The following is a 13490-nucleotide window of genomic DNA, read 5'->3' as shown; positions in this document are numbered from 1 at the left end:
GGATCACCATGCTGCTTCACGCCACACGTCGTCGTACCATCCTGCGCCTCTCCCTGCCGATCATCGCCGGCATGCTCTCCCAGAGCCTGATCAATCTGATCGATGCCGCCATGGTCGGCTCGCTGGGCGAGGTGCCGCTGGCGGGGGTGGGGATCGGCGGCTACGTGATGTTCATGGTCACCGCCCTGGTGTTCGGACTCTCCTCGGGGGTGCAGGCCCAGACCGCACGACGCCATGGCGAGCAGGCCTGGACACGACTCGCCATGCCCCTCAATGCCGGCCTGATGATCGCCACCGTGTTATCACTGCCGATCACCCTGCTCTGCCTGTGGCAGGCGCCGACGCTGATGGCGCTGATCAATCAGGCCCCCGCGGTCAATGCCGAGGCGGTAGCCTATTTCCGCTGGCGGGTCCTGTCGCTTGCCGCCGTGGCCATGATCTTCTGCTTCCGCGGCTACTGGAACGGCATCCAGCGGACCGGCCTCTACCTGCGCATCATTCTGGTGATGCACGCCATCAATGTGGTCGCGAGCCTGGGGCTGATCTTCGGATACCTGGGGCTACCGGCCATGGGCGCCGCCGGCGCCGGGGCCGGCACTACCCTGTCGCTGTTCGTCGGAGCGGCCATCTGGGCCTTTGCCAGCCTGCGTCATGCCAGGCCCGGTGGCCTGCTGGCGGCACTACCGCACCGCCTCACCCTGCTTACCACCCTGCGCCTGGCCGGGCCTCACTCCTTCCAGCAGCTGTGGTTTGCGGCCGGCTACGCGGTACTGTTCTGGATACTGGGCCAGGTCAACACCGCCAGCGTGGCGGTGGGGCATGTGCTGGTCAATCTGTCGCTGCTGATGATCCTGCCCGGTGTCGGGTTGGGCATGGCGGCCATGAGCCTGGTAGGCCAGGCGCTGGGACGCGATGAACTGGCCGACGCCCACCGCTGGGGATGGGAGGTGGTGTACCTCGCCTGGCTCTGCCTGGCCCTTATCGCGTTGCCCATGGTGCTGTTTCCCGACGCCGTCCTGGGCCTGTTCCTGCACGACCCGACTCTGGTGGATCTGGCGCGCCTGCCGCTGCGGCTGACGGCGCTGATGATCGTGCTCGATGCCGCGGCACTGGTTCTTGCCCAGGCGCTGCTCGGGGCCGGGGCCAATCGCACGGTGATGACCACGACCCTGTCGCTGCAGTGGCTGCTCTTCCTGCCGCTGGCCTGGCTGGTAGGCGTCTGGTTCGAGCAGGGGCTGGTCGGCATCTGGTGGGTACAGCTCGCCTATCGTTCTCTCAACTCCCTGTGGTTTGCGGGGATCTGGCAACGCCGACGCTGGCAGCGGCTCGTGGTATGAAGGGGGACGGAGGAAGTTTCGAGGTCGAGCCTAATTACTTTAAGTATAAAAACTATGCCTATTTATTCTTTTAAACAATAAGAAGTCGCGCGTATCGTACAGTCCATGCACTGCCACTTTCATCGCTGCAGGATGGCTGAATGTACCGCTACGATTCCTACGACCAGACTCTCGTTAACGAACGCGTGGCCCAGTTTCGCGACCAGATGGAGCGTTACCTGGCCGGGCGCCTGAGCGAAGAGGAGTTCCTGCCGCTGCGTGTGCAGAACGGCCTGTATATTCAGCGCTATGCCCCGATGCTGCGCATCGCCATCCCCTACGGGATGCTCGCTTCCTACCAGCTGCGCAAGCTGGGCGACCTGGCGCGTGACTACGACCGCGGCTATGGCCACTTTACCACCCGTACCAATCTGCAGCTCAACTGGCCAAGACTGGAGAGCGTGCCGGACATGCTGGCGGAGCTTGCCAGCGTGCAGATGCATGCCATTCAGACCAGCGGCAATGATATCCGCAACACCACCACCGATCAGTTCGCGGGGGTGGCCGAGGATGAGGAGGTCGATCCGCGCCCCTGGTGCGAGCTGATTCGCCAATGGTCGACCTTCCACCCGGAATTCGCCTATCTGCCACGCAAGTTCAAGATCGCCGTGACCGGTGCCAGTGAGGACCGCGCCGCGATTCAGGTTCACGATGTCGGCCTGCGGCTGTGGCGAGATGCCCAGGGCGAGGTGCGGGTCAGGGTGTTGGCCGGCGGTGGCCTGGGCCGCACGCCGATGATCGGCGAGGTGGTCCGTGACGACCTCCCCTGGCAACATCTGCTGACCTATCTCGAGGCACTGGTCCGGGTCTATAACCTGTTTGGCCGCCGTGACAACAAGTTCAAGGCGCGTATCAAGATCCTGGTCAAGGCGCTGGGCGTCGAGGAGTTTCGGCGGCGTGTCGACGAGGAGTGGGCACACCTGAAGGATGGCCCCCAGACCCTGACCCGGGAGAGCCTCGAGCGGATGGCCTCCCATTTCGCGGACCCCGAGCGCCGCCCCGTCTCGGCGAAGGTCATTGCCGAGATCGAGGCGTTACGCAGCAGGGAGCGCGCCTTCGGCCGCTTCATGACCAATAACGTCCACGCCCACAAGGTACCCGGTTACAAGGCGGTAACCCTCTCCCTGAAACGGCGCGAGCACTCCCCTGGCGACGTCACCTGGAAGCAGATGCACCAGGTGGCTGACCTCGCCGACGAATACAGCTTCGGCGAGATACGCGTCACCCATGAACAGAACCTGGTGCTTACCGACGTGCCCATGGATCGTCTGGAAGCGCTGTGGCGCGAGCTGGAAACCCTCGGCATGGCCAACCCCACGGTGGGCACCCTGGCGGACTTGATCTGCTGCCCCGGAGGAGACTACTGCGCCCTGGCCAACGCCAAGTCGATCCCGGTGGCCCAGGCCATCCAGGAGCGCTTCGAGGATTTGGACTTCCTCTATGACCTGGGGCCGCTCGACCTCAATATCTCCGGGTGCATGAACGCCTGCGGCCATCACCATGTCGGTCATATCGGCATCCTCGGCGTCGACAAGAAGGGCGAGGAGTGGTACCAGATCTCGCTGGGCGGCACCCAGGGCAATGCGGCATCGCTGGGCAAGATTCTCGGCCCCTCCTTCGGCCGCGACGCGGTACCCGACGTCATCGATACCCTGCTCAAGGTCTATGTCGGTGAGCGCAACGATGACGAGACCTTTCTCGATACCTACCGTCGTATCGGAATCAAACCCTTCAAGGAGCGTGTCTATGCCTGATCATGCCCCCCACACCGCCCCTCTGTCTGCCGCCCGGCGCCCCTATCTCTTCCGAGACCAGCCGGCCACCGATGGTTGGCAGCTGATCCGCGAGGACCAGGCCACGACCGACACGCCCTGCATTGTGCCCCTGGCCCAATGGCTCGAGGAGGGGCGTTGCGATCTGCATGCCCCCTGGCTGGCAGCCGATACCGAGCTCGACCAGGCCCTGGCCGCTCGCCTCGCCGAGGCCCCCCTGGTGGCCATCGACTTCCCCAGGTTCACCGATGGGCGCGGCTACAGCCTGGCTCGCCTGCTTCGCGAACGCCATGACTATCGTGGCGAGATACGCGCCATCGGGGATGTGCTGGTCGACCAGCTCTTCTATATGCGCCGTTGCGGATTCGATGGCTTCTCGCTGCGTGAAGACCAGTGGCTGGACGATGCCCTGCGCAACCTGCATGTCTTCAGCCGCGCCTATCAGCCCGGGGTGGATCAGCCCGAACCGCTGTTTCGGCTGCGCAGTCAGGCTCCTGAGTCAGACCGCGACGAACTCTCCCTGGCCGCCTTTGCCTGACCCCCGTTGTCTTTCTGCTGTCACCATGGGTATCGTATCTGCCCATGCGCCCTCGCCTCCTGCTGACCACGACCCTCCTCGGCCTCCCATTCATGGTGGGAGGCTGGTTATGGCTGACCCTGCTCAGCCCCTTTTTCTATGAACGCCCCGTGCACCTCGAGCCCATCGCCGAGGGACCTCACGCGGTGTATGTCTATGGCACCCTGCGCGTGCCCGTGGTGCGCTGGATCGTGATCGGTGATGAGGTCGAGACCCGCCCAGCCTACCTCGAAGGCTGGCGACGGACCGGACTCGACCTGGAGCCGGCCCCCGACGAGCGCGTGCCTGGAGAGGTATTGACCGTCGATGCCGAGGCGCTTGCCCGGCTCGACCGCTACGAGCGCCTGGGCATTCGCTACGAGCGGGTGCGCCACACACTCGCCGACGGCAGCGAGGCCTGGGTCTATCGACGCCTGCCGGAGACACCATAACCGAAGGCCCCAACGGCTGCGGGCATTATTCGAGGCTATATTGGTCTATCAGTGCTCTTTTGAATTGATCCCCCCCTTCGTCGGTCGCCCACTGGAGTGACAACATGAACGAGGAAATCGCCCTGCTCGATATGTTGACCCGTCTTGGGGTGGCCGCGGGGTTGGCCATGGTGCTGGGGCTTGAGCGGGAAATACGCGGCAAGCCGGCAGGATTGCGCTCTCATATGCTGGTCGCCTTGGGGGCAGCGGCATTCCTGATAGTGGGACTCCAGATCCTGTTTGCCACCGCCGAGGGGGACCCATCGGCACGTATCGACCCCACCCGCATCGTCGAGGGAGTCATCGGCGGCATCGGGTTCCTTGGCGCCGGCAGCATCATCCGCAGCGGTACCGACGTGCAGGGCATTACCACTGGCGCATCGATCTGGCTTGCCGGAGCCATCGGCATCGCCGCCGGCGTGCATAACTTCACCCTGGCGGCCCTGGTCGCCGGTCTGGCGTTGGTGATCATGACGGCACTCGGTGCCATCGAGCGCCATATGCCCTCTCGAGCTCCCGAGGAGTGAGGATCGATGAGGCTAGCCGATCCAGCTCGATTGAGATCGCCTCACGGGGCAGCCTACAATGGCGGCGCTTGCACACCAAGACCAGGAAATCCTTGCATGCTGACGCTATTGCATAACCCCCGCTGCTCGAAATCACGCCAGGCCCTCGCCCTGCTCGAAGAAAAGGGTACTCCGGTGACGATTCGTCGCTATCTTGACGAGCCGCTGAGTGAAGCCGAGCTTCGCGCGCTGATCGATCGCCTGGAGGGCGGTATCGAGCGCCTGGTGCGCACCAGGGAGAGCGAGTGGCAGGGCCTGGCCGCCGACGCCCGTGACCCGGAGCAGGTGGTTCAGGCGATCATCGCTCACCCGCGGCTTATGGAGCGACCGATTGCCGACGATGGCGAGCGTGCCATCATCGGGCGCCCACCCGAGGACATTCTCGCCCTGCTCGATTGATGCCTCCCCCTTTCCCCGAGTCTCAGGAGCCCTGATGAGCGCTTCCCTGCCCTATGTGCTGATCCTCTACTACTCCCGCCATGGTGCCACCCGCGCCATGGCCGAGCGCCTGGCCGCCGGCGTGGAGTCCCTGCGCGGCATCGAGGCGCGGCTGCGCACCGTGCCACCGATATCCCCTACCTGTGAGGCGGTGGATCCCGAAATTCCCGCCGAAGGGGCAGTCTATGTCTCTCTGGACGACCTGCGCCACTGTGCCGGCCTGGCCATCGGCAGCCCCACACGCTTCGGCAATATGGCGGCCCCCCTCAAGTACTTCCTGGATGGCACCAGCGAGCTGTGGCTAGGCGGCGCTCTGATCGACAAGCCGGCGACCGCCTTCACTTCCACCTCGAGCCTGCACGGGGGCCAGGAAGCGACCCTGTTGACGATGCTGGTGCCCCTGCTTCACCACGGCATGGTCTATGCCGGGCTGCCCTATAGCGAGACCGAACTGATGGAAACGACCCGCGGCGGTACCCCGTATGGGGCCAGCCACCTTGCCGGAAAACGCAGCGACCAGCCCCTCGATGAACATGAGCGCAACCTGGCCCAGGCCCAGGGGCGCCGGCTGGCGCGTCTCGCCCTGGCATTGGCCCCGTTGCGGGAGAAGCGCTCATGAGGAGCGCACTGGAACGCCTGGAAAATGCCAAGGGCCTCGATCTGTTGACTGCAAGGATGCGCCGACTGGTGCTGGGCAGCTACGCCCTGCTGGTGGCACTGATGGTCTACCGCGGCCTGCAGGTCGATGGCGACAGCGGCCCGCTGGTGCCTATCGTTGCCTTCGTGCTCCCCCTGGTGCTCTTCCTGCCATCCCTGATCGGCAGGCGCCCCCGCGGTCATGCCTGGCTGGCCTTCGTCAGCCTGCTCTACTTTGCCCAGGGGGTCATGGTCGCCACGCTGCCAGGCCAGGGGCTACGCGGCTCACTGGAGGCGCTCGTCTCCCTGGCGCTGTTCGCCGGATGCACCGGCTATGCGCGCTTTCGCAGTCGCCAGTCACGCGCCACAGACCACGGCAACTGAGCCTCTTCCATGCTAGCCTTGCCGGGGTGGTGTATATCGAGCCAATCGGCCGATAATCCCACCCGCATCAGAAACACGAATCGAAAAAAACGAAAGGAGCTCGTGATGACCGTAATGTTTCGCCCGCTGCTCGCCCTTGGCCTCTCGGCTGCCCTGGCGCTGCCAATCGTCGCTCAGGCCGCCGAGCCCGAAGACGCCATCCACTATCGCCAATCCGCCCTCAGCGTGATGGGCTGGCAGATGGGCCCCATGGGTGCCATGGCCAAGGGCGATATGGAGTATGACGAGGAGGCATTTGCCACGCGTGCGAACAACCTGGCCGCCGTTGCCCACCTGCCCTGGGAAGGCTTTATGGAAGGCACCCTGAGGGGTGACGGCCACGGTATCGAGACCGGCGCTCTGGCCAAGATCGGCGACGACTGGGCAGGCTTCGAGGAGCGTCAGCAGACCTTCGAGCGGGAAGCTGCCACCCTGGCCCAGATGGTGGAGGATGGTGAGGCGTTCAGCGCTCTACGCGCCCAGGTCGGTGCCGTCGGCAAGAGCTGCAAGGGATGCCACGACGATTACCGTGCCGAGTGAGACCACCTGCCGCGGAGATAGCGAAGTGTAGCTCGTAAAAAGTATCGGACCCACGGGGCGGCCCTCAGGCCGCCCCGTGGCTTTTTACAGGATACCGCCGATCAGGCGCTCCAGAGCCAGATAACGGGCAAGGAAGAGAGCGCGAGCACCACCAGCGCCAGGGGGAGAATCGCGATCCTGTCGTTCCTGAATCTCGGCTTCAATCCCTCCGCCGGCTCATCCTCCGGACGGCCATCGAATGCCTTGCGACCGGTGATCATGGCACTCACCAGCCGCTCCCCCTTGAAACGATGGAGCAGCAGCGCCATCAGATGCGCGGCGATCAACACCACCAGCAGGTCGGCATTCAGGGAGTGAAGCGAGGCGAGGGACTTGACGATCCCGCTGCTTGCCCAGCCGTGGAGTGGTGCATCGAAGAAGATATCGTCGGTCAGAAACAGACCACTTGCCGCCTGAAACGTCAGCGATATCAGCATGAGCAGCACCATGGCGCCCCCCAGCGGGTTGTGGCCGGCATAGTGAGGAGGTTTGCCACGCAGCAGACGCCGGCCGTAATCGAGCATGCGGCCCGGTGGGTATAAAAAGCTCGTAAAGCGCGCATGGGGGCTGCCCCACAGGCCCCAGAGCCAACGAAACAGCAGAAGCCCCACCAGCAGATAGCCCGCCCGGGCATGAATCTCGATGGGAAAGACGAAGGGGGCCCCTTCCGTCTTCATGGTGTAGAAGGATAGCCCCACCAGGACCACCAGAGACCAATGGAAGAGCCGTACAGGAATATCCCAGACCTTTAGTCGTGTCATCTCGCCTCCTTGCCAACATTAGTCGAATTTCTTGCAAAAAGCTGTCAAGCCGGTGGATCTACCTTAATATGACTGTCGTCATTCACCGCCATCCATCAGCAGCAAGGGAGTTTATCACCGTGTCGCCACCTCACGCCTGGAAGGAAGCCGGGAAGCTCACACTGCCGGTCATGTTCGGCTATCTGCCGCTGGGTGCCGCCTATGGCATCCTGGCCGTGGAAGTCGGCGTGCCCTGGTGGGCGGCGGTACTGATGTCACTGATCATCTATGCCGGCGCTGGCCAGTTTCTCGCCGTGGCACTGCTTGCCGCCGGCGCCGGACTGATGGAGCTGGCGGTGGCCACGCTGATGCTCAACTCCCGCCACCTCTTCTATGGGCTATCACTGCTCAAGCGTTATCAGGGTGCCGGCTGGCGCAAGCCCTACATGATCTTTGCCCTGACCGACGAGACCTATTCGCTGATCACCACCCTGCCCGCCGCCGCACATGGCCATGATCATGCCCTGGCCTTCCGCATCTGCCTGCTCAACCAGGCCTGGTGGGTGCTCGGCTCCATCGCCGGGGTGTTGGCGGGTACCACGCTGACCTTCAATAGCCAGGGGATCGAGTTTGCCCTGACGGCACTGTTTATCGTGCTCACCCTCGAGCAGGCGCGCCGGCTGCGTCGCTGGCTACCCTTTGCCATCGCCCTGCTGACCGGGCTTGCCGGGATATGGCTGGTACCTGACCGCCATCTGCTGTTGAGCGCCATCGGCGCGGCCAGCCTCATCCTGCTGTTCCACTACTCACTCGGCCGCCATCAGGAGACCCGCCCATGACCACCCCGGCCCTGCTGATATTTATCGCCGTCTGTGCGCTGGCGACCTTCGCCACCCGGGTCACCCCCTTCGTGGCCCTCGCGCGACATGCTGACCACCCCCTTATCCTGCACCTCGGGCGCTACCTGCCACCCACGGTGATGATGATTCTGGTGATCTATGCCTTGCGTGACTTCCGTCCGCTCCTCGACGGTCACCTCAATGCCGGTGCCAACGGCTGGCCAATGATCATAGCCTCGCTGATCGTCGCCCTGCTGCATCTATGGCGGCGCAACGCGTTACTATCGATCATCGGTGGTACCGGGGCCTATATGGCGATGGTACAGCTTGGCTGGATGGTATAAGGGCGCCACTCTATTCCCCCTGCCAAGTGCCAGGAATCCTGACTACGATCAAAAACAACGGTTGAGCTGCGCCAGCGAAGCGGCGACCATGCACATCAGCTTCCAGGAGAAACAATCACCATGACACGCAACATTTCCGATATCCGCCGTGACTACGAGGGTGGACAGCTCGACGAGTCGCAGGCGACCGATGACCCCATGCCGCTGTTCGAGGAGTGGTTGACCCTGGCGCTGGAGAGTGAGGGCCTCGATGGAAATGCCATGACGCTGGCCACGGTGGACAGCCAGGGGCGTCCCCATGCACGCGTGGTGCTGCTCAAGGGAGTCGACGCTAACGGCTTCGTCTTCTACACCAACTACCACAGTCACAAGGGCAGCGAGCTGACCAACGTGCCCCGGGCCGCCCTGACATTCTGGTGGCCGTCGCTGTCTCGCCAGGTGCGCATCGAGGGAAACGTCGAGCAGGTCAGCGAGCAGGAGTCCAACGAGTACTTTGCCAGCCGCCCGCGGGCCAGCCAGCTGGGGGCCTGGATCGCGACCCAGAGCGTGGTGATTCCCGACCGTGGCTGGATCGAGGAGCGCAAGAGCCGATTCGAGCAGGCCTATGAGGGCCAGGAGATTAACCGTCCGGTCCACTGGGGTGGCTATCGCGTCATCCCCGAAATGATCGAGTTCTGGCAGGGTCAGCCCAGTCGCCTGCATGACCGCATCCGCTACGAGCAGCGTGACGGTGCCTGGCATCACTTCCGTCTGGCACCCTAGACCCGCCCCATTCACGTTTCATGTAAAGGTGCTGCTCGAGCCTGGCAGCCCCGTCCCACTGGACGGGGCATCACTATCCGTCCCCAGTCCGACCGCCCCTCAGTCCGACAGGCTCTCCAGGCGGTGGCGTTGCCACTCACTCTCGGGCTCGTTGAGGCGCAGGACGGCATCCACCACCTGCTCCTCCATGTTGTAGCGCTGCTTGAAGCCCAGGTGCTTCATCAGCGCCCGCATGGGGTGGTTGTCGACCATGATCTTGCCGATCATCTCCAGCGTACCGACACTCCTGCAGTAGTTGATCATCTTGTTCATCAGCAGGCTGCCGATCCCCAGACCCTGCAGATCATCGCGAATGATGACGGAAAACTCGGTACGAATGTTGTCGGGGTCGTTCCAGACCCGGACCACGCCCAGCATCTCCTTGCGACCATCTTCCAGCAGGTGCTCGGCGATAAAGGCCATCTGTCGGTCGTAGTTGATATGCGAGAGCATCGACAGGTCACGCTGGGTCAGGTCGGCCTTGTTATGGAAGTAACGGAATCGAATGCTCTCTTCCGAGAGCTTGTCATGGAAGCTGGTAATCAGCGGGGCATCCTCTGCCCGGATCGGACGGACCTCGACCTCCCAGCCATTGTTCAGCGTGGTCCACTCTCGAAGCTCCTCGGGATAGGGCATGATCGCGAAGCGAGCCGGGCGCCCCAGGTCCATGGCGAAGTCTACCGCGACCACGCCATCTCGATTGAGCAGCAGCGGATTGATCTCCAGCCCCCGCAGCTCGAGAAGGTCGGTGGCCATCTGCGACAACTTGACCAGTAGCTGGCATAGCTGATCGATATCACGTTCGGGGTCGCTCGAGTGCTCGTGGATCAGACGTGCGACATGGGTGTGCTCCACCAGGTCCTCGGCCAGCCGCATATTGAGCGGCGGCAGGGCGACCTGACGATCGGCCAGGATATTGACCTTGTATCCGCCGATCCCGAATACCACCACGGGGCCGAATATCGGGTCGCGGGTAATTCCCGCACACACCTGCATGGAGTGCTTGCCCCGCTGCATCGGCTGCAGGCAGTACTCGCGAACCTCGAAGGCGGGATAGTTCTCGGCGACCTTCTCTCGCAGCAGCTCGATGCCCTCCGCCACCTGCTGCGGCGTCTTCAGGTCCTGAAGCAGCCCCGCCGAGAGGCGGTGTGGGTGCTTGCGGTACCGAAATGGCCGACAGTTACCCTCATGGACCACCTTCAACGCCATGCTGCCACCCAGGGCTTGTGCTGCCAGGGCGCCCTCTTCTGCCGTCCTCACATAGCGGCTGGCCGCCACAGGAATGCCGTAGGCCTCGAGCACCTGAGCGGCCTCGGAGTGCGTCAGGGTCTCTCGCCCTTCGGCCTTGACCGACTCGATCAGCTTGCGGCACCGCATCCGAATCTCGCGATTCGTGGAAAATGGCAGGCTGGGAGGCGTCTCCTGCAGCAGTGACTGCACACGCTGATAGTCCACCATGTGCATGAAGGCCTTGATCGCCTGTTCGGGAGAGACGTAGGTAGGAATGCCCGCCAGGTTACACTCGTGCCGTGCGGAAAAGGCCTCCTCCAGCCCCATGAAGCTGGTCAGCAGGTTACGCCGAAAGCGTTTGCGATTGGCCACCAGCGCCTGGGCGGTGACCCTGGAAGGCGCTAGCCGAGTGGGTGCATGTACCACCAGCACCGCATCGACGTTGGGATCTCCCGCCACCACTTCCAGGGCATCCACCATCATCTCCGGGGTGGCGTTGCCCCCCAGGTCGACGGGATTCTCGCCGGGCTTGCTGATATCCAGGCCACCACTGCGCAGGGTTCGACGCGTCTCCTCGGTGAAGTCCGCCAGCTTGCCACCGGCGGTGATCAACTTGTCGATGGCCAGCATCGCCGGACCCAGACCGTTAGAGACGATCGCCAGGCGATCCCCGCGCAGGGGCTTCATCCGCGACAGGGTCATCAGGGCGTCGAACAGCTCGTCGGAGTCATGGACCCTAACCACGCCGGCACGCGAGAAGGCGGCATCGAAGATCTGGTCGCGATTGGCGATTCCCGGGGTCGGCGGCAGCTCCGTCAGGTCGGACTGGCGGGTCCGCCCGCTCTTGATGGCCAGCACCAGGCGATTGCGCGACGCATCGCGCAACGCCGTCATGAAGTGTTGGGCATCCATCACCTTCTCGAGATGCAGCAGGATGGCCTGGCTGGGCGAGTACTGGTTGATGTAGTCGAGCAGGTCGGGAAGCATCACATCGACGCTGTCCCCCAGGGTGATCAGGTGAGAAAAGCCCACCCCACGCCCCGCCGCCCAGTCGATCATCGCCGTGCCCAGCATGCCCGACTGCCCCAGGTAGGCGACCTTGCCCCGCTTGATGGTCTGGCTGGCATAGGAGGCGTTGAGTCGGCGGCCGGGAACGATCAGGCCCATGCACTCGGGGCCCAGCACGCGGATGCCCGAGGCACGGGCGGCATCCAGCATTCGGCTGCGAATCGAGGCCTTGCCGTCGCGCTCCTCGTCGAGGTGTGAGCCGCCGGAAAGCACCAGGGCGGCACGACAGCCGAAGCTTCCCAGCCTGGCGATACGCCCCGGCACCGTCTCGATCGGGGAACAGATCACCGCCAGGTCGGGCACCTCGGGAAGCTGAGACACCCGGGAGAAGCCCGGTTGACCGTGTACGCTGCTGTAGCCCTTGGGGTTCACCGCCCAGATGGCGCCGGGATACTCCCCCTCGAGAAGGTTGCGGATGACGATCCCCCCCAGGGATCCCGGCTTTTCCGAGGCACCGATCACGGCGATGGTACCGGGTTCGAAGAAGTGGTGAAGGAAACGGGTACTCACTGAGATCTCCCGGCAGTTGGCGCATGGCGCTTGAAGTAACTGCCTACTGTGTACGACCTATTGACACTGTCTGGCAAGGGCTCGAGACAAGTAAAGTGAGCCGGGTCTGCATGGAGAGCCACATGATTACCGGATATATCACGCATCCCGACTGCCAGCTTCACCATATGGGGCCTGAGCACCCGGAAAGTCCCCTGAGACTCGAGGCGATTCGCGCTCGCCTCTCCCTGACGGGAACCCTGCAGCAGACCATGCAGACCGAGGCGCGCCCGGCGACCGAGGAGGAGCTCGCCCTGGTTCATCCCGTGCGCCACCTTCGCGCCCTGGACAAGTGCGTGCCGGAGACTGGCATCGTCACCCTGGACAGTGACACCATGATGAACCCTGACAGCCTCAAGGCGGCGCGCGTCGCCGCCGGTGCGGTGCTCCGCGGTGTCGATCAGGTGTTTCGTCGCCAGTCCGACAACGTCTTCTGTGCGGTGCGCCCGCCCGGCCACCATGCCGAAGCCACCGACGCCATGGGGTTCTGTTTCTATAACAACATCGCGGTGGGCGCCGCCTATGCCCGCGAGAAATACGGTGCGCGGCGCATCGCCATCCTCGACTTCGATGTCCACCAGTGCAATGGCACCATCGACATCTTCAAGGATGATCCCGAGGTACTGGTCTGCACCAGTTTCCAGTTCCCCTTCTACCCCTGGCGCTACCTGCGTAGCGAGTGGCAGAACGTGGTCAACACGCCGCTCTCCGCCGGCACCGCCAGTGCTGGCTTTCGCCAGGCCATCGAGGATGACTGGCTACCCGCCCTGCATCGTTTCAAGCCCGATCTGGTGCTGCTCTCCTCAGGCTTCGACGCCCATCGCGAGGATGATATGGCCGAGCTCTGCCTGGAGGATGAAGACTTCCACTGGGTCACACGGATGGCATTGGAAATTGCCGAGCTCTATGCCGACGGCCGCCTGGTATCGGTACTCGAAGGGGGTTATCACCTGGCATCACTGGGACGCAGCGTCGACGCCCACGTCAAGGCACTCCTCGGGCTGCCTTTCGGTGAGGGTGATGACGATGACCCGAGCACGCTTGCGGTTGAAAGCAACCGCAGATAGCCGACACCCGGTGGC

At 63.7% G+C, this 13490-nt stretch carries 15 protein-coding genes; 13 read left to right on the top strand and 2 right to left on the bottom strand.

The genetic code is table 11. The annotated features are described in order from the left end of the window. Nucleotides 1–8 precede the first annotated feature (8 nt). The 9 genes from RM463_RS00325 to RM463_RS00285 all read left to right on the top strand — a co-directional run bounded on the left by RM463_RS00325 (nt 9) and on the right by RM463_RS00285 (nt 6798). Nucleotides 9–1337 carry an MATE family efflux transporter gene (locus tag RM463_RS00325; protein ID WP_311428515.1) on the top strand — a complete coding sequence of 443 codons (1329 nt, stop codon included), beginning with the start codon at nt 9–11 and terminating at the stop codon, nt 1335–1337. Between the two features lie 140 nt (nt 1338–1477). Beyond that, the gene (locus RM463_RS00320; protein ID WP_311428514.1) at nt 1478–3130 is read left to right on the top strand and encodes a nitrite/sulfite reductase; all 1653 of its coding nucleotides are present in this window, start codon (nt 1478–1480) and stop codon (nt 3128–3130) included. Further along, nucleotides 3123–3686, top strand: a complete 564-nt coding sequence (locus RM463_RS00315) for a DUF934 domain-containing protein (protein ID WP_195687519.1) — start codon at nt 3123–3125, stop codon at nt 3684–3686. The genes RM463_RS00320 and RM463_RS00315 overlap by 8 nt, the downstream gene beginning before the upstream one ends. 44 nt (nt 3687–3730) lie before the next feature. After that, nucleotides 3731–4156, top strand: coding sequence for a gamma-glutamylcyclotransferase family protein (locus RM463_RS00310; RefSeq protein WP_311428513.1), 426 nt, complete (start codon nt 3731–3733; stop codon nt 4154–4156). Nucleotides 4157–4260: 104 nt separating this feature from the next. After that, nucleotides 4261–4722 (top strand): MgtC/SapB family protein, encoded by a 462-nt coding sequence (locus tag RM463_RS00305; protein WP_195687517.1) that lies wholly within the window; start codon nt 4261–4263, stop codon nt 4720–4722. Between the two features lie 96 nt (nt 4723–4818). Beyond that, nucleotides 4819–5160, top strand: a complete 342-nt coding sequence (arsC, locus tag RM463_RS00300; protein WP_195687516.1) for an arsenate reductase (glutaredoxin) — start codon at nt 4819–4821, stop codon at nt 5158–5160. A 34-nt stretch (nt 5161–5194) separates the two neighbouring features. After that, nucleotides 5195–5818: an NAD(P)H:quinone oxidoreductase gene (gene wrbA, locus RM463_RS00295; RefSeq protein WP_195687515.1), complete on the top strand. Its 624-nt coding sequence runs from the start codon at nt 5195–5197 to the stop codon at nt 5816–5818. Further along, the gene (locus RM463_RS00290; protein ID WP_195687514.1) at nt 5815–6219 is read left to right on the top strand and encodes a DUF2069 domain-containing protein; all 405 of its coding nucleotides are present in this window, start codon (nt 5815–5817) and stop codon (nt 6217–6219) included. Before wrbA ends, RM463_RS00290 begins: the two co-directional genes overlap by 4 nt. 105 nt (nt 6220–6324) lie before the next feature. After that, a complete protein-coding gene (locus RM463_RS00285) occupies nt 6325–6798 on the top strand; it encodes a cytochrome c (RefSeq protein ID WP_311428512.1) in 474 nt (157 codons plus the stop codon). A gap of 101 nt (nt 6799–6899) precedes the next feature. On the opposite strand, the gene RM463_RS00280 is transcribed toward RM463_RS00285, so the two are convergent. Next, nucleotides 6900–7598, bottom strand: a complete 699-nt coding sequence (locus tag RM463_RS00280) for a cytochrome b/b6 domain-containing protein (protein ID WP_195687512.1) — start codon at nt 7596–7598, stop codon at nt 6900–6902. Nucleotides 7599–7717: 119 nt separating this feature from the next. Here RM463_RS00280 and RM463_RS00275 point away from each other — a divergent pair, with 119 nt between their 5' ends. From RM463_RS00275 to pdxH, 3 genes are all read left to right on the top strand, one after another. Next, complete coding sequence (locus RM463_RS00275) at nt 7718–8416, top strand: AzlC family ABC transporter permease (protein ID WP_311428511.1); 699 nt, start codon at nt 7718–7720, stop codon at nt 8414–8416. Then, nucleotides 8413–8760, top strand: coding sequence for a branched-chain amino acid transporter permease (locus RM463_RS00270; protein WP_195687510.1), 348 nt, complete (start codon nt 8413–8415; stop codon nt 8758–8760). The genes RM463_RS00275 and RM463_RS00270 overlap by 4 nt, the downstream gene beginning before the upstream one ends. A gap of 120 nt (nt 8761–8880) precedes the next feature. After that, nucleotides 8881–9522: a pyridoxamine 5'-phosphate oxidase gene (gene pdxH, locus RM463_RS00265; RefSeq protein ID WP_311428510.1), complete on the top strand. Its 642-nt coding sequence runs from the start codon at nt 8881–8883 to the stop codon at nt 9520–9522. Nucleotides 9523–9621: 99 nt separating this feature from the next. On the opposite strand, the gene RM463_RS00260 is transcribed toward pdxH, so the two are convergent. Then, complete coding sequence (locus RM463_RS00260) at nt 9622–12369, bottom strand: bifunctional acetate--CoA ligase family protein/GNAT family N-acetyltransferase (RefSeq protein WP_311428509.1); 2748 nt, start codon at nt 12367–12369, stop codon at nt 9622–9624. A 122-nt stretch (nt 12370–12491) separates the two neighbouring features. On the opposite strand from RM463_RS00260, the gene RM463_RS00255 reads away from it, so the two are divergent. Next, complete coding sequence (locus RM463_RS00255; RefSeq protein ID WP_311428508.1) at nt 12492–13475, top strand: histone deacetylase family protein; 984 nt, start codon at nt 12492–12494, stop codon at nt 13473–13475. Nucleotides 13476–13490 lie beyond the last annotated feature (15 nt).

Source organism: Halomonas sp. LES1 (assembly GCF_031846005.1).
Taxonomy (GTDB): Bacteria; Pseudomonadota; Gammaproteobacteria; order Pseudomonadales; family Halomonadaceae; genus Halomonas.
This window is presented reverse-complemented; position numbering and strand designations above follow the sequence as displayed.